Here is a 20,470-nt window from a genome sequence, read left to right as displayed (position 1 = left end):
GCAATTACAATATGATTCCAGATCGTCGGCCGGATGAAGAATTATGCCGCCGATTTCCGGCCGATGGGCCGGCGCCTAATTCTCGCGCCCGGCCATCCAAAGCGTCTGGGTGAGCGGTTCGATGAGATAGGAGAGCGCCGTCCGCTTGCGCAGCGGGATCATGATGTCGACGGGCAGGCCGGCACGAAGCCCGCCATCCTCGCGAACCCGCCGGAGTTTCGCGAGCTCGCTGGGCGGCACGACCAGCTCGATCTTGAAATAGCGCATGCCCGAACGCTCGTCCTCGAAGCTGTCGGCCGAAATCTTGGAAATTTGACCGACGAGGATCGGCAGATTGCGTTCCTGCAACGCGGTTAAGCGGATCTGCGTCTCCATCCCCGGCGCAAGATCGTCGGCATCGGTCGGCGAAGCCTTGCCATCGATGACGAGGGCGCGGTCTTGCGGAACGATCTCCATCAATGTGTCACCCGCCGAAACGACGCCGCCGACGGTGAAGACCTTGAGCCCCACGACCCGGCCGCTGGCAGGAGCACGCACCGTCGACCGGGCCAGCTGTTCGCGCACCGCGATCAGCTTGGGCTGAAGTTCGTCGAGGCGAACCTGCCCCGCCTGCTTCTGTGTCGCCACCTCTTCGAGCATCTGCTTGTCGATGCCGACCATCTGCATCTGCGCCTCGCCGATCGCTTCGGAGGAGCGGGCGATGTCGGCGCGATACGCGCCGTAGGAGCCGTCGAGTTCAGCCGCCGATCGTTCCATGCCGCGGACCCGGTTGATCGATACAAAGCCTTTCGGAAGCAGGGTGCGCAGCCCGTCCAGCTCTTCGCCGATCAGCTGTTGCTGCACCTTGTTGGAATTCATCTGATAGCTGTATCCGTTGATCTGTTCCGAATGCTGGCGCATCCGCTGGCGCAACACGTTGCGCTGCGTGTGCACCGAATTGCGCCGCGCTTCGAACAGCTGGCGCTGGCCGCGCAAGGCTTCGGCGGCCAACTCCCGGTTTTCGGGCGCCAGCGAGGCAAATTCCGCCGGTTCGGCGACGCCTCGCAGGCCGCCGAGTTCGGCGACCAGACGCGCGCGCTGTGCCAGCAGGGCGATCACTTCGCCGGTCAGTCCGCGTTCGGCTGCAACCAGCTCCGACGCCGAGATCGTGAGGAGCGGCTCGCCCTTTTTGACTGTTTGTCCCTCGACGACATGAAGCTCGGTAACGATGCCGCCTTCACGGTGCTGAACCGCCTGACGACTGCCCGACACCGCGATCACGCCGGGCGCATAGGCGCCCGCATCGAGCGGGGTCAGCGACGCCCAGCCGAGCATGCCGACAAAGAAGAAGGCCACGATCAGGCCGCCGATGCGCAGTTCGCGATGCGGGCGATCGGCGGAATCATGCCCCGAGGGGCGATCGCCACCCGTCGGCGGCTTCCAGGTCATGTCGGTCATGGCCGCGCTCCTTCATGGATTGGAACAACATTCTGCTTTGCCGCGGAATTCTGCAGCGCCTGGAGGATTTCGTCGCGTGGCCCCACTCCCACGACCGCACCGTCGGCGAGGATCGCCAGCCGGTCGGCGCTGGCCAGAACGGCCGCGCGATGGGCAACGATCATGATCGCCGCGCCGTGCAGCTTTGCCGCGCCGATCGCCCGCGACAACGCTTCCTCGCCATCGCTGTCGAGCGCCGAGTTCGGCTCGTCGAGAACGAGGATGCGCGGGCTGCCATAGAGCGCGCGCGCCAGCGCGACGCGTTGCGCCTGTCCCGCCGACAGCCTGTGGCCGTTGCCTTCGATACAGGTGTCGTAACCGCCTGGCAGATGCAGGATCATCTCGTGGACGCCGGCCATGCGCGCAGCCCTTACGACCTCCTCGTCAACCTCCGCCTGCGGAATACCGCGCGCGGCACCGAAGCGCGAGACGTTCTCGCTGATCGTTCCGGGGAGAAGGCCGCAATCCTGCGGAAGATAACCGATATGTTGCGCAAGCTCTTCGGGATCCCAATCGGCCATACTGGCGCCATCGATCCTGATTTCGCCGAGGTCGGGCGGCAGCGCGCCGGCGACGACACGCGCGAGGGTCGTCTTGCCCGCCCCGGACGGGCCGACAATACCCAGCACCTCGCCGGGGGCGAGTTTCAGGAAAATATTCTTGAGCAGGATCGCACTGCCGTCGGCATTACGGACGACAACGCCCTGAAGCTCCACCTGCCCCTCTGGATCGGGCAAGGTGGTGCGTACCACCGGACCGGTTGCTTGATCGAACAGCCTGTCGAGCGTCTGAATCGCCTGGCGCGACTGGACGATGTTCGTCCAGAGGCCGACAAGCTGCTCGATCGGCTGCAGCGCGCGGCTAAGCAGCACCGAGGCGGCGATGATTGCGCCGACCGAAATCTGCCCGTTGATGGCGAGCCATGCGCCAACGCCCAGCGCGAAGGATTGCATGAACATCCGCACGAATTTGACGAGCGAATTGTAGCGGCTGCCCGAAAACTGGAGATCGGCGACGGCATTCAGGCCGACGCTGCGCTGCTGGATATGGCGCGAGACCAGCGCGCGCCGCATCCCGAGCGCGCGTACGATCTCGGCCCTGCGCAGCATCGCTTCGTGCGATTCATAGGCCGCCGCATTGGCGTGATGCGCCTCTTCGGCCTTTGCCTTGCTGCGCCTTTCATTGGCGATCGCAAGCGTGACCAGAACGCATCCGGCACCGAGCACCAGCACTCCCAAAATCGGGTGAATGAGAAAGGCCACCAAGAGATACAGCGGCGTCCACGGGACGTCGAACAAGGCGGTCGCCGCCGGTCCCGCAAGCGATTGACGCAAGAGGTCGAATTCGCGCATCGCCTGATGGGTCGAAGGGTCGCCGGGCCGCGCGCGCAACCGCGCGAGCAGCCGATCCAATATCTCGCCCGAGAGCAATCGGTCGAGGCGCAGCGACGCACGGGCCATCAACCGCACCCGGATCGCATCGAGCGCCGACAGCGTGGCGATCGCAACGCCGACGACGACGGTGATGAAGACCAGCGTCAATACGCCATTGGTCGGCACAACCCGGTCATAGACCTGCATCATGTAGATGGTCGGTGCGAGATAGAGGATGTTGATCAGCGCACTGAATGTTGCTGCAAGGATGAAGTGAGTCCGACAGGCGCGGACGGCTTCTGACAATGCCGGTGGAACGGGCATCCAGAACAGGCGCATGCAATCCTCCCTTATTATCGGAAAAAAATGGCGCCGGGAGGGGGGGAGGTCCCGACGCCAAGCTGGTTATGAAAAGAGATAATCCGTGTCGAAATAGTGCCGGACATCGCGGAGGCTGGAGCGCCCGTTCGCTTCCATCCAGTCGTCCATCAGTGCCCGGATCATCTGCAAGGGGTTGTCCTGCTGATGGACGGAACCGCCGCCGTGGCCATTTCCGGAACTGCCGGAATTGACGACGTCCTGGGCCCGGACGTCACCGATAAACTGATCGGCGCCGCCGCCGGTATTGAATACCAGCCGATGCGCGGAGGTCAGTCCGGATATATCGACGGTATCGGCGCCCCGGCCACCGTTGACGGTGATCGTATTGAAGTTGAGGCTGGTCGGGTTGAAATCGCCGATGACGAGGATCGTGTCGCCACCGTTCCCTCCCGTACCGCCCGGCGGGACGCCTCCGGGCGACGTCACATTCAGGGCGTTGACGTTGATCTCCTCGATATTGTCGAGTTCGGCCACGATCTGCGCGTTCCCGGTGCCGTTGCGCGTGACGACGATTTCGGTGTTGGCATTCAGTCCGGTCATGCCCGCAGCTTCGGCTGCGGCTCGGGCATAGATACGGAAGGTTTCCGCTCCCGCCACGCCGTTGAGCACGAATGTATCCGTGCCCGCGCCGCCATCGACCAGATCCCTGCCACCGGTGGATCCGGTCTGCGTTATGGTATCGGTCCCGTCGCCGCCATTGACGATGTCGTTGCCGGCACCACCGTTGAGCGTATCGGTGCCCGCAAATCCGAACACCGCCTGCGAGCCCGCGGCACCGCCAGCGCCGTTGAGGTTGTTGTTGTTGCCAGCGGTGCCGGCGACAACCGCATAGTTGACGCCATTGAACCGCAGCGTTTCGACATTGCTCACCGTATCGACACCCTCGGCGCCGGTGTTGTCGGTGACGACAAGTGATGTTCCGGTGGTCGTGACGCTATAGTTTCCGACCGGTCCGGCGAACACCGCCACGTCGTTGTCGCCATTGCCGTTGATGCTGTCGTTGCCCGCGCCGCCGGTCAGTGTGTCATTCCCTGCCCCGCCGGTCAGCGCGTCGTTGCCAAGACCGCCGGAGACGGTGTCGTTGCCGCCATCACCGTTCAGCGTATCATTGCCGTCGTTGCCCGACAGTACATCATTACCGCCGCCACCGTCGCCGGTGTCGTCGCCGGCCGTACCGACCAGGCTGTTGTTGGCGCCATTGCCGTCCCAGTTGACCCCGGTCGGCCCGGTCGCGGCGGAGATGACCTGTTCGGCCGTGCCACCGCCATCGGTGAAGCTCACCGCGACGCGCAGCCGAAGCCCGGCCTGGTCGCCGAACACCTGGCCGGCATTGTCGTCGGGCGTGAACGTCGCAGCGGTGGCCCCGGCAATATTGTTCCAGGTCACGCCGTCGATCGACTGCTGCCATTGGTAGCTGAAGGCACCGAGCCCGTTCGGATCGGCAATCGCCGCGTTATTGACGGTCAGCTGCAGCCCTTCTCTCGGCGTCAGGTCGCTGATGACGGGCTGGCCCGTCGCCGGCGCGTTGACCGCGATCTCGACGTCGGAGAACCGCATGCGTTCGATGTTGCGCAAATTGTCGGTGCCGTCGAGCTGCGTGCCGCGCGCATGCGCCACGCTGATCGTGCCATTGGCATTATAGGTGATGTCGTAATTGGCCCTGAGGTCGGAGAACACGGCGATGTCCGTGTCGCCCGCGGTCGTGTCGGTCAGGATTTCGCGGACGATCACAAGCTGTCCCGGATTGAATGTCCGGTTGAACATCCGCGTCACCAGCTCGCTCATGCTGTTGGCCGTGGCGATTTCCGCACCGGTGCCGCCATCGGGACCGACATTCTGGCGAACGCTGATCCGCACGTTCAGCCATTTATCGCCATCGATGATATCATCGCCGGCATTACCGCGGATGAGGTCGCTGCCGTCGCCGCCGAGGATGATATCGCCGGCGTTATACGACGTGACGCCCGCTCCGACCACGGCCTGCAGCCCGGCGATCCGGGCGATGCCCGCGGCGTCGAGATTGCTTCCCGTATAGCCTTCCGATCCGCTGATCGCTGGATCGGGATCGAACGGCGCGCGTTCTGCCGCGGTGATGTTGGAGCCCGACAGAATATCGTTGAACCGCGACCCCGACAGCCCTTCGATGCTTTCATAGGCGTCCTGCGTCGCATTTGGCGGGGGCGTCGGATTCTCGTCGAACACGATCCCGCGCGTCAGGTCGGCATCGGTGCCGGCGCTGTTATCCTTATAAATCGCCCAGTCCCAACCCGACATGCCGGCCATCTTGGCGCGACCCGGGCTGCCGACCATGATGTCGTCGCCGCCTTCGGCGATGAACTCGTCGAAGCCGCCAAGCCCGAAGAACACGTCATGGCCCACGACCCCGTCCTGCGCGAAAATTTCGTCGAAATTGTCGCCGGGCGCGCCGTCGAAGGTGCCATGTTCGATCCAGTCGTCGCCCTCGTTGCCGAGGATGCGTTCGGCGGTGATATTGCCAAGGATGAAGTCATTGCCCTCACCGGCGAAGACTTCCGACCCGGCGTCGCTGCCGAGAACGATGAAGTCCTGCCCGCGCCCACCGAGCACCAGGTCGAGGCCCGGTCCGGTGTTGATCACGTCATGCCCGTCGCCAAGCTTGACATTGTCGTCACCGCCGATGTCGCGGACGACGTCGTCCCCCGCACCGGCATTGATGATGTCGTTGCCGGCGCCGCCTTCGAGCGTATCGTTACCGCCATCGCCGAAGATCGTGTCGTCGCCTTCGCTGGCAATGATGATGTCGGCGCCCTCGGTGCCGCCCAGCACCACATGCTGATCGCCCGTATAGCGCAGATAGTTGGTGTCGGGACCGACGGTTCCGGGGTTATTGCGGACGACAAGCGGGGTCAGGATGCCGCCGCCGGTCGGGTCGGTGCTCTCCAGCACACCGTCGCCATTGAGATCGTTGAACTGCCGCGTCCGGTCGACCTCCAGGATCAGTCCGGGCGTCGAGAAGACGTCGGAGGGAAGATGCGTCGCATTGGTGTTGCGCATGATCATCCCGGCGAAGCTGTTGCCTTCCATCTCGCTGAACAGGTGCAGGCCGTCGAGACGCTGGAGATAATAGAAGCGGTCGGCATTCTGCAGCTGTTCCATCTGCACTTCGAAGACGAAGTTGAAGGTGGAGCCGAGCATGCCGCCAAAGGGCAGGATCTTTTCGGCAAGGCCGCCGATCCACAGGTCGACATTGTCGAGGCCGGTGATCGTGACCCCGTTCGGACCGCTGGTCCAGGCGCCTTCGCCGTTGAGGAAGTCGAACGCATCGGGCGCATCGGCCGCCAGGATGACGCGATCGTCCAGCGGATCGTCGGGATCGCCCAGCACCGTCTGATCGGTACCGAAGATGATCGCCATCGCCGCAGCGCGCTTGCCCTCTACCGTCGTTTCGCCGGTGATCAGCGAATGCGTGCCATAAGCCGCGACGAAGTTGATGATCGACGCCTCATTCTTGAGATTGCCGGCGAAGTCGACCCAGCTTTCATAGGGTTTCAGCCGCGCGTCGTTGTTCGTCACCTCATAGAATTCGCGGCGCGCGGCGTTCAGCGAGGGGACGCCGGTGTCGCGGCCGCGGGCAAGGTTGATCGTCGCCAGATCGAGCGGCAGGCCCAGCAGGTTGTTGCGCAGCGCGCTGGTGACGAATTCGTCGATCTCGTTGCCGACCTGACGAGTCATGCCGCGGATGATGTCGCCCGCTGCCAACCCGTCCGCGATGACACCGTTAACCCCGTTGAACGCCGTGGGATTGAGGAAGCCATCGATCAGGCTGATGTCGTCGGGCGTGAAGGTCGGGCCGAACCGGGATATATCTTCGGTCAGCATCGAGTGGCCGAAGCGATAGACGACGTGCGCGAATTCGGCGACGATGTCGGGATTGATCGTGGTGTCGAACCCGTCGGGCACGATGAAGAAGTCGACCTGCGGCTGGATCTTGCGCGCGAACTCCTCGAACACGAGATGCTGATACTGCATCTCGGTGCCGAATTTCGCGGCCTGGAACAAGCGTTCGCCGTCCCACACCAGCGCAGCGACCTGCCCCGGCGTCGTTGGGAGGGCCGCGACGTCATCCGCCAGCCATTCGTTGAGGAACGCAAGGTCGCCGGTTGCCAGGACGACCTCCTTGGTGTGCTCGACCAGGCGGTTATGTTCGGCATGGAAGACATGGTGGACCGCGGTCAGGCCGATATTCTCGTTCACCCGGCCGTCGCCCGCCATGAAGTGGGCGTCGAGCAGTTCATCGTCATAAACCGCCGGGTTGTTGCCGGGGTTCAGCAGGCCGATCGTGATGTCGCCGTCTTCGATGCCGTTCGGCACCGCGGTGTGGGCGATATCGGCGAGGAAGGCGCTGTTGGTGCGAATCGCGGCGGCAAGACCCACCGGCGCCAACGGCGTACCCGAAATCACGACGTCGTCGGCGGTGTTCGGAATCCCGTCGCCGCCGATACCCGTGATCACCTGCGCATAGCCCGCAGCGTTGGGGATGAAATTGCCGTAGGCGTCGGTGCGCAGCAGGGGCACCTTGCCCACGTCCTGATCGGTGAGCAGGATGCCGAGCATCAGCGCCTGTTCCTTGACCTCGGCCCAGGTCGCCATGCCGCCGGGGGAGCCGCCGGCGCCCTCGATCAGCTTGCCGGTCGCAACCGGATGGCCCGCCGCGTTCACTTCATATTGGCGCAGGAACACCTGATGCGACGCGTGCGAAGCATAGGTCTGGTTCTGATCGACATAGGAGGTCGTCGTGTTGACCGGCCGCACATCGTCGGCGGTTCCCATGATGTTGTCGGCGCCCGCCGAAACCGTGGCGCGCGTCAGCACCATGAAGTTGGTGGGGCTGCCCGGGACATAAAGCGGATCGTCGGGCTGGAGCGGAATGAAGACGGTGCCGCTGCCCCCCTTGTTGACCAGATCGAGACCATGATCGAAGAATTGGCCGAACAGGGTGAACCACGAGTTGAACGAGGCCGACAGGCCCACGTCGGGCGAAACATTCGGAAGATGGACGTTGTCGCCGTCCATCGCGAGACCATAGGGCACAAGCGCGGCGTCGCGAACGACGCGCGCGGCCTCCAGATCGGCGACGGTCACGTCATGCGCGGCGGTCGCGGCGGCCAGCGCATCCAGCGCAGCCTGTTCCGCCGCACTCGGCGGCGTAAGGGGGTCGCCATCGTCCAGCTCATTGGCTGCGACCCGGGCGTTCTCCTTGACCACGCGCGCCTGATATTCTGCGTCCGACGCCGGTTTGAAGGTCTGATAGATCGCCGTAATCGCCGCCAGATCTGTCAGCGGATCAGCACTACCCGCCCGGTCCAGCCCCTCGAGGATCGCGGCGGGATTGCCCAGCGTCTGATCGACGAGCAGGTTGGAGATTGTCCGCAGGCTGCTGTCGAAGACGAGCGAGTTCGGATTGTTGGACGGATTGTAGTTGGGCGCCGTCGGCATCGGCGGCGCGCCGCCAGGCCCGTCGGGATCGAACATAGTGCCGTCCGCCGGCCGGTAAACCGGATCGAGCAATGACGGGAACTGCACGTTGGACGCGCCCCATTGTTCCTGGCCCGGGAGCAGATGGTTGTTGCTGCCGTCGACCGCACGCAATCCGAAGGAAAGATTATACGCGGGGATAAGCCCACCCGGCCCGTAAAGCGGCTGCCCAGCGGCATGCGCTTCGGCAATCTTGATCTGATCGAGAATGAATTCGAGATCGCTGCGGATGTACGTAACCATGCTTACCTCCCTGCAGTAAACCCGCACACGCCGCCCACCAACCGGCTCGGCTTCGACTCGCAATACGCGGTCGATCTGCGGATTTTGTGGTTGCAAGCTAAGTCTTAAGGAGCGCCGCCGTCGAGTTGGACTGGCGACCTATTACGTTCCCGCCGTTCTATATTCACGCGCTCTATTACGATGTCACAATCTATATAGTACTTTTTATATAGGTGACGATCGGGCAAGGCGCAGGCCAAGGGGCCCTTGGCAGGCTGGCAAGGCAAAAGACGGAAGGGAAGCTGGTTTGGGGCGGCGCGAAAATGGCCCGCGAATGGCGATGAAACGCCGCTCAGCGCCTGTACGAGATTTGGGAAACCCCGTTAAAATTACGCTGCAACATCGGCCTTCCGCGCTTCTCTTCGAGAAGGCCGGGCAGATATGTCTCATCCGCACTGTCATTGAATGCCCGCGCCTGCATCACGGCGACCGCGCTGACCCGGTTGTGTACACCCAGCATACGAAATGCGGCGGCGATATGAACCTTCACCGTTCCCTCGGCGATGCACAGAAGCCGCGCGATTTCCTTGTTCGAGCGCCCGGCGGCGAGGAGGTTCAGAACCTCGAATTGACGCCCGGTCAGCGCCGTCTCGTGCGCGGCGCCATCCTCATCGGCGAGGCTCGCCTTCCGGGCATTCAAATCGGACAGGAAAGGCGGAACATATATCTGCCCCGCCAGCACCTTTCTTAATGCGTCCGCCATCTCGTGGACCGGAAAATCCTTTGGGATATAGCCGTGGACGCCGGCCGCCAGCGCGTCGAGCACCATCTCGCGGTCGCGGGACGCAGTCACGACGACGACGCGGACATTGGGATATTTAACGCGCAGATCGCGCAAGCCTTCGCGCTTGTGCATCCCCGGCAGGCCGAGATCGATCGTCACAAGATCGATCGATCGCCGCGCCGCCATTCGTGTGATGACAGACGGAAAGTCCCAGGCTTCGATCAGATTGGGCAGGCCGAGATTTCGCGCGAAAAGTGTAGTCAATCCTTCGCGGCAAAGCGGATGACTATCCGCAACCAAAATCTCACCTGTTGCATTCGTCACGGATTTGCCCCCCACGGGTACTTGCCTAGGCACGCGCCGACAAACATACGCCCGCTTGACCATTTCCCGCCGCCGCGACCCGAGCGAGAAGGCACTCTTTTTGTTATGAAACGAATCGGTCCTGTTAAGATTATGCGCCTAAGCTGACGCCAACCTGACGGTTAACTTAGCTGACGATCAGATTGTTCACCAATTTGGTGGGCGCCTTGAAATAACAGGCCAATTTCTTTTCGGTGAGGATTGGTAATCAGCCTGGCATGGTGGATTTCGGCAATTCGCGCCACGATCGCGAGGCCCAGGCCCGCCCCGCCAGCGTTCGCATGATCGGCGCGAGCGAAGCGCTGGCTGAGCGCGGCAAGGTCCGCAGCCGACAAGCCAGCCCCCTCGTCCCTGACACAAATGCGGGCGTCCGGGCCGACCGCGATCACGACCGTTCCGCCCTCGGGGGTCACGCGCAGCGCATTCTCCACTAGGTTCGACACCGCCGCCGCGAGCGTTTCCCTGATTCCGGAAACCATGGGTTCGCCCTCGACCGCCAACGCGACGTGCCTGCCCTGCTCGGCCGCCAGCGGGGCAAAGCGGTTGGTCACGTCCATCGCCACATCGGAAAGCGAAACGACATCGTGGGAGACGGGGCGCGCCACATGCGCTTCCACCTGCGCCATCATCATGATCTGACCGACAAGCCGCTTCATCGCGGCAACGTCCTTCTTGAGCCTGAGCGCGTCGGGCGAGCCCAGCCGGTCCAGCTCGATCATCAGGATCGCAAGCGGCGTCCGCAGTTCGTGGGCGACATTGGCGGCAAAGGCCTCGCGCTGCTCCGCGACGTCGTCGAGGCGTGCCAGCAGATCGTTCAGCGCGCGCGCAAAGGGCTGTGTTTCGAGCGGAAATTCCTCAAGATTGACACGGAAGCCGCGGTCGGTGCCCACCACCGAATCCATGCGGGCAGCCGCCGTGCCCAACGGGGCGAGCGATGTCCGGATGACCCATCGGACCGCGAAAAACATCGGCACCATAAGCAGGAGGAGCGGCAGGACGACATGTTCAGCGATTTCAAGCCATTCGCCGCGCCAGCCATCCGACGCCGACTTTTGCTCGAGCATGACCTCGACATCGAAACTGACGAAAATGATCAGCGCCAGACCGCCAAACGCGCCCGTCCATGCCAGGCCGCGCGTCAGGCGGCGCGATACGGAATGCGGCGCTTTAATCCCCGTAGTCCCGGAGCAGATAGCCCATTCCGCGGACGGTCACGAGCCGGTCGGGATGATCGGCATCGCTGAGCTTATGGCGAAGCCGGGACACAATGGCCTCGACCGCATTGGGCGTCACCGGTTCGTCGAACCGGTACAGCGCTTCTTCGATGGTCGATCGGCGCACGACCGCTCCGGCCCGCCGGATCAGCAGTTCCAGCAAGTCGGCTTCGCGGCGGGTCAGTTCGATGGCATTGTCGCCGCTCCGCGCCGTCCGCGCCGCCACGTCGAATGCCAGCTTCCCAGCCCTGATGATCGGCAGGCTGCGCGTTCCCGGCCGGCGCAGGAGCGCACGAAGGCGGGCGGCCAGTTCCTCGATTTCGACAGGTTTGACCAGATAGTCATCCGCCCCGCCATCAAGACCGGCGACCCGATCCCCCATTCCGTCGCGCGCTGTCAGGATCAGGACGGGCGGCAGGGGGTGGCCCGGCCGGTCGCGGCGCAACCATTCGAGCCCGTCACCATCGGGTAGCCCGAGGTCCAGAATGATCGCATCATATGTCACGCTGGCAAGAGCGACCTCGGCTTCGTCGAGATTCCCGACGCCGTCCCCGCTGAATCCATGCTGAGCCAGGCCATGCGAAACGAGCCCCGCCAGACGATCGTTGTCCTCTATGATCAGGACGCGCATGTCGCACCAATTGGCAGCGGAGCCCCCCACGGTCATCGCCAGGCACGCCCCCAAAACAAACCCCCGCATCAAGGGAAGCTGTTGCCGGTCCGGTGAGTATGAACTCATTATTCACGAAATCAAGAAGGCCGGGATTCGCATCCTTGGTGTAGTTGGCAGGAACCCCGCCGATCAAACCGCGAACGCCGCGCCTTCCGCGAACCGGAATTATCCGATTACCGGAACTAACCGTAACAAGTTGGCACGGAGGCCCCCAATTAATCGGATTAGAATTAGGAAAATAGTGGCGGAGACGGAGGGATTCGAACCCTCGGTACCGGATTTACCAGTACGACGGTTTAGCAAACCGTTGGTTTCAGCCACTCACCCACGTCTCCGCATGGCCTGTCGCGCTAACGACAGTCTGGCCTAGGCGGGTCGCTATAGCCATGCACTTCGCACCCCGCAACGGCAAAGATTGTGCAATTTTGGGGTCGAAGCAGGCATTTCGTCGCCCGGATGATTCGGTCCGGCGTAAATTCGACTCAAGTCATCGCCGGTTCATTGCCCGCAGCCGAAAGCGAGTCATGATTAACGCAGATTTCGGCGCGCGTGCGTCACTCGATCTTTGGGGGTCCAATATGCGGAAAACGTTCACCAGCCTTGCCTTGGCAGCAATGGCATCGCTCGGCCTCGCGCTGACGCCGCTTCCGGCAGCCGCGCAGATGCGCGAAGTCGATCCCAACAACACGGCGATCGATTCCGATCTCGACAACCCTGCGCCGCCACCGGTATCGAGCGATTCGACGGCCGGCACATCGTACGACAGCGACCTTGCCACCGGCGACCAGCAGACCAGCGAGACGCCGCCCGTGGACGGCGCCGCGGCTAGCGCCGACGTTTCGGCGGCGACCGTCGTGGCGGCACCCGGCTCGACCTACAAGAAGGACGATCTGATCGGCGCCGCCGAAGGCGTGTTCGGCAAGGGCGCGCAAGGCCTTGCCGGGCTGATCGAGGATATTTTGAAGAAGCAGGGCGAACCCAACGCCTATATCGTCGGGCGCGAAGCCGGCGGCGCGCTCGTGCTCGGCGTGCGCTATGGCTCGGGCACGCTGCATCACAAGGTCGAGGGCGAGCTGCCCGCTTACTGGACCGGCCCGTCGATCGGGTTCGACGCCGGCGCCAATGCCGGCAACACCTTTGTCCTCGTCTATAACCTGTTCGACAGCGAGGATCTGTACAAGCGCTATCCCGCGGGTGAAGGCGCCGCCTATCTGGTCGGCGGCTTCAACGCGAGCTATATGCGCCGCGGCGACGTCGTCCTGATCCCGATCCGCGTCGGCGTCGGCGCGCGACTTGGCGTGAACGCCGGCTATATGAAGTTCCGCAAAAAACAGAACTGGGTGCCCTTTTAAGAACAACCCGCTTGCCAAGGGGGCGACAGCCCGCGCTTCGGCGCGGGCTTTTTCTTTGCGCCGATGATAGGGCGTGGTCGCAGCTGATCGGGAGGATCGACGACATGACAACGCAACCTGCTGGCGGCCCGCATTATTCACCCTTCGCGGTCGGTGGCGGCCTCATTTTCGTGTCCGGGCAGCTGCCGCTGCTGCCGGGCCGCGATACGTCGCTGGCCGATGCCCCCTTCAGAGCGCAGGCGGAACAGACGCTCCAAAACCTGAAATCCGTCCTTCAGGACGCTGGCACGGATCTGACGCGGGTGATCAAGACGACCGTCTATCTCGGCGACATGGCCGACTGGGACGAACTGGATGCGGTTTATGGCCAGTTTTTCGGGGCGACCCGCCCCGCGCGAAGCGTGGTCCCCACCGGCCCTCTGCATTTCGGCTTTCGAATCGAAATCGAAGCTATCGCCCTGGCGGCAAAGGGCGCCGCTTAGTCGCCGTCGAACGCGATCAGCGTCTCACAGGTCAGACCCGCAGCCTCGAGCCGCCGTGATCCGCCCAGATCGGGCAGATCGATCACGAATAGTGCCGCCGCAACCTCGGCGCCGACGCTCCGCATCAACGCGGCGGTCGCGAGGATCGTGCCGCCGGTCGCCAGCAGGTCGTCGACAAGGACGACGCGGTGGCCGGGCAGCACCGCACCTTCGTGCAGTTCGAGGCGATCAACGCCATATTCGAGTTCATAGTCGACGCCGATGGTGACGCCGGGGAGCTTGCCCGCCTTGCGCACGGGAACGACGCCAAGCCCCATCGCGGTCGCCATAGCCGCGCCGAACAGGAACCCGCGCGCCTCGACCGCGACGATGAAATCGGGCCGATGGATGGTGGCGAGCGCGCTCAGTCGGCGCACGCTTTCGGCGAAACCAGCGGCGTCGCCGATCAGCGTCGTGATATCGCGGAATTGAATGCCCGGCTTTGGAAAGTCCGGGATGGTGCGGACGAGCGACGCGAGGTCGAGGTCCGGCTGGGGCGGGAGGGCGATCATGTTGGCCGCCCTCCCCTATGCCCTCAATGTTTCTTGTCGGCCCAGATGTTCCGGTACGACAGGTACGTCAGCACGGTGAAGATCAGCAGGAAAAAGAAGACTGCATAACCCACCTGGATGCGCTTGATCAGCTTCGGCTCGGCCGTCCAGACGAGGAATGCCGTGACGTCCTTCGACATCTGGTCGACGGTCGCCTTGGTGCCATCGGCATATGTGACCTGGTTCGGAGCCAGCGGCGGGGCCATCGCGAGGTTGAGGTTCGCGAAATAGGGGTTGTAGTGCAGCCCCGTGCCCGGCTTCAGTTCTGCCGGCAGATTCTTCGGCGGGTTCTGGAAGCCCGTCAGCAGCGAATAGACATAATCCTTGCCGCCTTCGCGCGCCTTGGTGATCAGCGAAAGATCTGGCGGCAGCGCGTTGTTGTTCGCGGCGCGCGCGGCGACTTCGTTCGCATAGGGCGACGGGAAATAATCCGACGGCAGGCCATCGCGCGTCGCCGGTTCACCCGTGTCGGGGTTGACCGACGGAACCTGGAAGCCCTTGGCGAAGGTCTTGATCTGGCCTTCGGTGTAGCCGAGGTCCGCAATGTCGCGGAAGGCGACAAGATGCAGGCTGTGGCAAGCCGAGCAGACTTCCTTGTACACCTGCATGCCGCGCTGCAGCTGGGCCTTGTCCCAATGCGGCAGGACGATGCCATCGCTGGCCAGCTTCAGATGCCGGGGGTGTTTGTGAAACTCGTGCGCGACATTGGCTTCATTGCTGAGCGGCGTCGTGAAGATCGCGAGCACCAGCGCGGTAATGAAACCGAGGCCGACGAGAAAACCGAGCGGACGAACCATGGCTGTATCAGCTCCTATTAAAGTCCGGCGCTCAGGCCGTTGCCGAAGCCGACGAGGTGTCGGTGGCGTGTTTGGCGAGGACCGCTTCGGTGATCGAATTCGGCATCGGAAGCGGGCGTTCGATCCGCGACACGATCGGCAGGATCACCAGGAAGTGCGCGAAATAATAGATCGCACCCAGCTGGCTGAGGATCACCCACGGCTGTTCCGCCGGCTGCATGCCGCACCAGCCGAGAAGCAGGACGTCGACGACGAGGATCCAGAAGAAGATGCGGTACAGCGGACGATAGTTCGACGACTTGATCGGCGAGCTGTCGAGCCAGGGCAGGAAGAACAGCAGCGCGATCGATGCGAACATCGCAATGACGCCCCACAGCTTCGCGTCGATCCACAGGAAGTTGAAGGTGAAGGCCTTCAGGATCGCGTAGAAGGGCAGGAAGTACCATTCGGGAACGATATGCGCCGGGGTCGAAAGCGAGTTCGCCGGGATATAATTGTCCGCATGGCCGAGCGTGTTCGGGCTGAAGAAGGTCAGCGCGACGAAGATCAGCAGGAAGATGCCGACGCCGAAGCCGTCCTTCGCGGTGTAATAAGGGTGGAACGGGACGGTGTCCTGTTCGTCCTTCACCTCGATGCCCGTCGGGTTCGACGAACCCGGGATATGCAGCGCCCAGATGTGCAGGATGATGACACCCAGGATCACGAACGGCAGCAGATAGTGCAGCGAGAAGAAGCGGTTGAGCGTCGCGTTATCGGGGACGAAGCCGCCGAGCAGCCATTCGCGCACCGGTTCGCCGACGATCGGTATCGCCGAGAAGAAGCCGGTGATCACCTGCGCGCCCCAGAAGCTCATCTGGCCCCACGGAAGCACATAGCCCATGAAGGCTGTCGCCATCATGAGGAGGAAGATCACGACGCCGAGCAGCCACACCATTTCGCGCGGCGCCTTGTACGAACCGTAATAAAGGCCGCGGAAAATGTGCAGATAGACGACGATGAAGAACATGCTCGCGCCGTTCATATGCGCGTAGCGGATGAACCAGCCGGCATTCACGTCGCGCATGATATGCTCGACCGAGTTGAACGCGACGCTCGCGTTCGCGGCATAGTGCATCGCCAGAACGATACCGGTGATGATCTGGATCATCAGCGCGGCGCCGGCGAGGACGCCGAAGTTCCAGAAATAGTTGAGGTTACGCGGCACCGGATAGCCGGGGCCCGTGGCGTTATAGACGAGGCGCGGAATCGGCAGCTTCTCGTCCATCCACTTCATCAGCGGATGCGTCGGCTCATAGGGTTTGGCCCAGGGAAAGCTCATCTTATCTCGCTCCTCAGCCGATCGTCACGACGGTGTCGCTGTTGAATTCATAGGGCGGCACAACCAGATTCTTGGGTGCCGGGCCCTTACGGATGCGCGCCGCGGTGTCATAATGCGAACCGTGGCACGGGCAGAAATAACCGCCGAAATCGCCTTTGTTCTCGCCCTCGGCCGCACCGAGCGGCACGCAACCGAGGTGCGTGCAGACGCCCAGCGTGATCAGCCAGTTTTCCTTGCCGGGCTTGGTGCGCTGGTCGATCGTTTCAGGATCGCGCAGGTCGCCCAGCGGAACCGCCTTGGCTTCGGCGATTTCCTTGGCGACGAGGTTGCGCACGAACACCGGCTGCTTGCGCCAGCTGGTCTTGATCGCCTGGCCAGGCTGGATCGCCGAAATGTCGATTTCGGTCGTCGACAGCGCGAGCACGTCGGCCGACGGGTTCATCTGGTTGAGCAGCGGCAGCACCACGGCGACCGCACCGACACCAGCGAAACTCACCGCCGCAATATTGATGAAATCCCGGCGGCGTACGCCATCCTCGATACCGGCGTTGAGTTCAGATTCACTGGCCATTCGACTGCCCTTGCATGGGTGAACTAACAAAAGTTCTCGAAGTTATGGCCGCCCTGTTGCACGCGCACGAAAGCGCACAACCCGGCGGCCCCTCCGGGAATTGCGGGCCTGATAGCCGCACTGTCCGGGCTTGCCAACAGGCAATTTCCGCATAACGCACTGTACCAAGCGACGGCCGCCAAGCCTCTCGATTCCCGGCGCCTTCGCCTTTATGGGGGCACCATGGAAATCGCCCTGTTTCAGCCGGACATCGCCGGTAATGTCGGCACCATATTGCGCACCGCCGCCTGCTTCGGCGCGCCCGCGCATATCATCGAGCCATGCGGATTCCCGTTTGGCGACGCCGCGCTGAAGCGCGCGGGAATGGATTATGCGGTGCGCGCCAATGTGCGCCGGCACGCCGATTGGAATGACTTCATGCACTGGCGCGCCGAGGCGGCTCGGAGGCTCGTACTGTTGACCACAGCGGGGGCGACGCCCCTGCCCGCCTTTACGTTCGAGCCCGGCGACCTGCTGTTGCTCGGCGCCGAATCCTCGGGCGTGCCGCCTTATGTCCATGATGCGGCCACGGCACGGGTCGCAATTCCCATGCGTGAGGGCTTTCGCTCCTTGAATGTCGCGGTCGCGGCTGGCATCGCGCTCGCCGAAGCGCTCAGGCAAACGAAAGGCTTTCCGGCATGATCTCGCTCGACCCGCAGCAACAGACGGCACGTAACTGGTTCGAATCGCTCCGCGACCGGATCTGCGCCGAATTCGAGAAGATCGAGGCCGAGGCGGGCAGCGACGCGCGCTTTGCCTATACGCCGTGGGACCGCGAGGCCGATGGGCTGGCGCCGGGCGAAGGCGGCGGCGGCGTGCGCGGCGTGATGACCGGCAAAGTGTTCGAAAAGGTCGGCGTCAACGTATCGACCGTCGCGGGCGAGTTTGCCCCCGACTTTGCCGGGTCGATCCATGGCGCGGGCGAAGACCCGAGCTTCTTCGCGACCGGAATCAGCCTTGTCGCGCATATGGCGAACCCGCACGTTCCGGCGGTGCATATGAACACGCGCTTCCTTGCGACGACAAAGCGCTGGTTCGGCGGCGGCGCCGATCTCAACCCGCCGATTCCCTATGCCGAGGACACCGACGCCTTTCACGCGCGGCTGCGCGCCGCCTGCGCGCCCTTTGGCCCCGACGTTTACGAACGTTACGCCAAATGGGCCGAGGATTATTTCTATATCCCGCATCGCGGCGTCCATCGCGGCGTCGGCGGGATTTTCTACGACCATCTCGAATGCGGCGACGATGCCGAGTTCGACCGAAACTTCCAGCTGACGCAGGCGGTCGGTGAAGCCTTTCTCGACATCTTCCCGCAGATCGTGCGGCGCCGAATGGGCCTGCCCTTTACCGAGGCCGAGCGCGAGGAACAGCTCATCTGGCGCGGGCGTTATGCCGAATTCAACCTCGTCTATGACCGCGGAACTTTGTTCGGCCTGAAGACCGGGGGCAATATCGACGCGATCCTGATGAGCCTGCCGCCGCTCGCCAAATGGAACTGACATAGAAAAGGGCGCCCCGTTGCCGGAGGCACCCTTTCTAATTTCCGTTGGCGCAGATCAGGCGAAAACATCCCCCGATGCGCGCGGTGCGAGGGCGCGATAAACGCCGACCGGCATCGAGAAGGAAATCATGATGACCGGCAGGTAGACGACCGCGGCCATGACGATCATCGTCAAAATCGCGCCCACCGCCGAACCGCCGAGAATCGCGCCCAGAACGCCGCCGAAGATCAGGCCCGCGATCATTGCATAGATGAATATGCCGATCGTGAAGAGCAGATAGAAGCCGACGATCGTCCACTGCGAGGGACCCGTCAGCCGCCACGATTCACCGAGGCCCGTCACCGGATTGCGCGTCAGCTGATTGGCCATGACAGGGCCGGCAACCAGGAAACGCCCCTGCACCCACAGCAGGAAAACGATCATCGCGACGTAGAGGATGATCATCAGGAAGATCGCGCCGCCGCCGATCGCGCCCGCCCCGCCCGATTCCAGCGCCGCCGGGGAGAAAGCCCCCATGCCGCCGAGTGCCGCGCCGAAAATCAGCGTCAGGACGAACATGATGATGAAGATGACGATATAGGCGGCGATCATCACCACGAACATGCCAAAGGCCAGCGCCGGCCCGGCCTGAAACGCCCAGGCAAAATTCGGCGCCTCTCCGGGATACATGCCGCCGCGCCAGATGAGCATCGAAACGCCGTAAAAAATCACAGCCGCGATCAGCGCGAAAAGAGCAATCTTGCCGAACGCGCCCATCACGAGCGACGGGTCGTTGGGCGCCAGCGCCATTGCCGAAAAAGTCGATCCAAGGAGCAGATAACCGAGCAGACCGACGACGAGCAGCGCCCCGCCCATCCAGATCAGCATCTGCATCCAATTCGCCTTTAGAAACGCGAAGGTTTCCGAGAAGGCTGCTCCGATACTCATTTTCGTCATGTCACTTCCCCCTGTTTTTAAACCAGACTCTCACTCCATCCAAGGCGGACAAAAGCCCGACTGGCTTCGCCCATTTGCGACACATCATTCTTATTGGCGGTGACCCGCATCACTTGAACACATCTGACGATGCAAGCTGGCGATAGGCAGCCGCCGAAACGGCAATCGACGCCAGGCTGCCGACGGCGCTGAACGCGGCCTCGATGAAGCCGCCCAGCATCCGCCCGAACCCCGGTTCGCTTCCCGCGATGACCGAGACGATGCCCCCGATGATCAGCGCCGCGATCACGATCACCAGCGCGACGAGGAACAGGAAAAAGAAGATCGCCCAACCATTGCCTCGCGTGAGGTCCCAGCTCGTCCGGATCGCTTCGAAGGGGTTGTAGAGGCTGCGGTCGGCGACGGCCGGCGCGACCAGAGCGAGACGCCCGACCAGATAGAGGCCCGGGACGAGCAGCAGGAGAAAGCCGAGACCGATCGCGACACCGCACAATATCTGGATCGCGATCATCGTCGGGAAGAGCATGAGCGCGAAGGTCAGCGCCTCGCCGACGCTGGTCCCGGTCCGCGACAGCCACAACCGCAGGATTCCCGCCGTGCCGATGAGCGCGGATAGCGCGATCGCCAGTTGTCCCGGAATCATCTGGCGAAAGCTTTCGCGAAACGTCTCCATGACCTGATTGAAGTCAGCGCCCGCCGCGGGCTCGATCGGCACCGGGCCGAACCATGCGACCGCGAGCGCCGGCAGGAACAGGAAAACGCCGGCGATCGTGCCGACCAGCGCCGTGTGCGACTTCAGAAGTTGCAGCGTGTCGTCCCACGCGGCGCCCATGTCGAATTTTACCATTGATACCCCGTCATTTTTTCGATTTCCCAGTTGCGG

16 protein-coding genes and 1 tRNA gene are annotated in these 20,470 nt (G+C 63.1%); 4 read left to right on the top strand and 13 right to left on the bottom strand.

The genetic code is table 11. The features are described from left to right. Positions 1-75 precede the first annotated feature (75 nt). The 7 genes from ACTJI5_RS00545 to ACTJI5_RS00515 form a co-directional block, all read right to left on the bottom strand. A complete protein-coding gene (locus tag ACTJI5_RS00545) occupies positions 76-1,437 on the bottom strand; it encodes an HlyD family type I secretion periplasmic adaptor subunit (protein ID WP_440859049.1) in 1,362 nt (453 codons plus the stop codon). Beyond that, positions 1,434-3,188, bottom strand: coding sequence for a type I secretion system permease/ATPase (locus ACTJI5_RS00540; protein WP_440859048.1), 1,755 nt, complete (start codon positions 3,186-3,188; stop codon positions 1,434-1,436). Before ACTJI5_RS00540 ends, ACTJI5_RS00545 begins: the two co-directional genes overlap by 4 nt. Before the next feature lie 66 nt (positions 3,189-3,254). After that, complete coding sequence (locus tag ACTJI5_RS00535) at positions 3,255-8,987, bottom strand: peroxidase family protein (RefSeq protein ID WP_440859047.1); 5,733 nt, start codon at positions 8,985-8,987, stop codon at positions 3,255-3,257. A gap of 331 nt (positions 8,988-9,318) precedes the next feature. Further along, on the bottom strand, positions 9,319-10,137 hold the full coding sequence (locus ACTJI5_RS00530) for a response regulator (protein WP_082639405.1): 819 nt from the start codon (positions 10,135-10,137) through the stop codon (positions 9,319-9,321). Positions 10,138-10,235: 98 nt separating this feature from the next. Further along, positions 10,236-11,177 carry a sensor histidine kinase gene (locus ACTJI5_RS00525; protein ID WP_082639407.1) on the bottom strand — a complete coding sequence of 314 codons (942 nt, stop codon included), beginning with the start codon at positions 11,175-11,177 and terminating at the stop codon, positions 10,236-10,238. A 103-nt stretch (positions 11,178-11,280) separates the two neighbouring features. Beyond that, positions 11,281-11,958: a response regulator transcription factor gene (locus tag ACTJI5_RS00520; protein WP_310253322.1), complete on the bottom strand. Its 678-nt coding sequence runs from the start codon at positions 11,956-11,958 to the stop codon at positions 11,281-11,283. 284 nt (positions 11,959-12,242) lie between these two features. Beyond that, positions 12,243-12,335: transfer RNA gene (locus ACTJI5_RS00515), tRNA-Ser, on the bottom strand. 243 nt (positions 12,336-12,578) lie between these two features. On the opposite strand from ACTJI5_RS00515, the gene ACTJI5_RS00510 reads away from it, so the two are divergent. Next, positions 12,579-13,352 carry a DUF1134 domain-containing protein gene (locus ACTJI5_RS00510; RefSeq protein ID WP_310253318.1) on the top strand — a complete coding sequence of 258 codons (774 nt, stop codon included), beginning with the start codon at positions 12,579-12,581 and terminating at the stop codon, positions 13,350-13,352. Between the two features lie 104 nt (positions 13,353-13,456). Beyond that, a complete protein-coding gene (locus ACTJI5_RS00505) occupies positions 13,457-13,834 on the top strand; it encodes a RidA family protein (protein WP_058538006.1) in 378 nt (125 codons plus the stop codon). Here the strand turns inward: ACTJI5_RS00505 and ACTJI5_RS00500 are convergent. Genes ACTJI5_RS00500 through petA form a run of 4 tightly spaced genes read right to left on the bottom strand, consistent with a single transcriptional unit; the run spans position 13,831 to position 17,110 of the window. Next, positions 13,831-14,385 carry an adenine phosphoribosyltransferase gene (locus ACTJI5_RS00500; protein ID WP_058538007.1) on the bottom strand — a complete coding sequence of 185 codons (555 nt, stop codon included), beginning with the start codon at positions 14,383-14,385 and terminating at the stop codon, positions 13,831-13,833. The genes ACTJI5_RS00505 and ACTJI5_RS00500 overlap by 4 nt on opposite strands. A gap of 23 nt (positions 14,386-14,408) precedes the next feature. Then, positions 14,409-15,221 carry a cytochrome c1 gene (locus ACTJI5_RS00495; protein ID WP_058538008.1) on the bottom strand — a complete coding sequence of 271 codons (813 nt, stop codon included), beginning with the start codon at positions 15,219-15,221 and terminating at the stop codon, positions 14,409-14,411. Between the two features lie 31 nt (positions 15,222-15,252). Continuing rightward, positions 15,253-16,539, bottom strand: a complete 1,287-nt coding sequence (locus tag ACTJI5_RS00490) for a cytochrome b (protein ID WP_058538009.1) — start codon at positions 16,537-16,539, stop codon at positions 15,253-15,255. 13 nt (positions 16,540-16,552) lie between these two features. Further along, positions 16,553-17,110, bottom strand: a complete 558-nt coding sequence (gene petA / locus ACTJI5_RS00485; RefSeq protein WP_056374353.1) for a ubiquinol-cytochrome c reductase iron-sulfur subunit — start codon at positions 17,108-17,110, stop codon at positions 16,553-16,555. A gap of 222 nt (positions 17,111-17,332) precedes the next feature. On the opposite strand from petA, the gene ACTJI5_RS00480 reads away from it, so the two are divergent. Both ACTJI5_RS00480 and hemF read left to right on the top strand, forming a co-directional pair. Next, complete coding sequence (locus tag ACTJI5_RS00480) at positions 17,333-17,791, top strand: tRNA (cytidine(34)-2'-O)-methyltransferase (RefSeq protein WP_056374350.1); 459 nt, start codon at positions 17,333-17,335, stop codon at positions 17,789-17,791. Continuing rightward, a complete protein-coding gene (hemF, locus tag ACTJI5_RS00475) occupies positions 17,788-18,648 on the top strand; it encodes an oxygen-dependent coproporphyrinogen oxidase (protein WP_058538010.1) in 861 nt (286 codons plus the stop codon). Before ACTJI5_RS00480 ends, hemF begins: the two co-directional genes overlap by 4 nt. Positions 18,649-18,705: 57 nt before the next feature. Here the strand turns inward: hemF and ACTJI5_RS00470 are convergent, their stop codons facing one another. Both ACTJI5_RS00470 and ACTJI5_RS00465 read right to left on the bottom strand, forming a co-directional pair. Next, complete coding sequence (locus ACTJI5_RS00470; protein WP_440859046.1) at positions 18,706-19,524, bottom strand: hypothetical protein; 819 nt, start codon at positions 19,522-19,524, stop codon at positions 18,706-18,708. A 172-nt stretch (positions 19,525-19,696) separates the two neighbouring features. Further along, positions 19,697-20,434 (bottom strand): hypothetical protein, encoded by a 738-nt coding sequence (locus tag ACTJI5_RS00465; RefSeq protein ID WP_440859045.1) that lies wholly within the window; start codon positions 20,432-20,434, stop codon positions 19,697-19,699. Positions 20,435-20,470: the final 36 nt, after the last annotated feature.

The organism is Sphingopyxis sp. 22461 (assembly GCF_052044915.1).
Lineage (GTDB): Bacteria > Pseudomonadota > Alphaproteobacteria > Sphingomonadales > Sphingomonadaceae > Sphingopyxis.
This window is presented reverse-complemented; position numbering and strand designations above follow the sequence as displayed.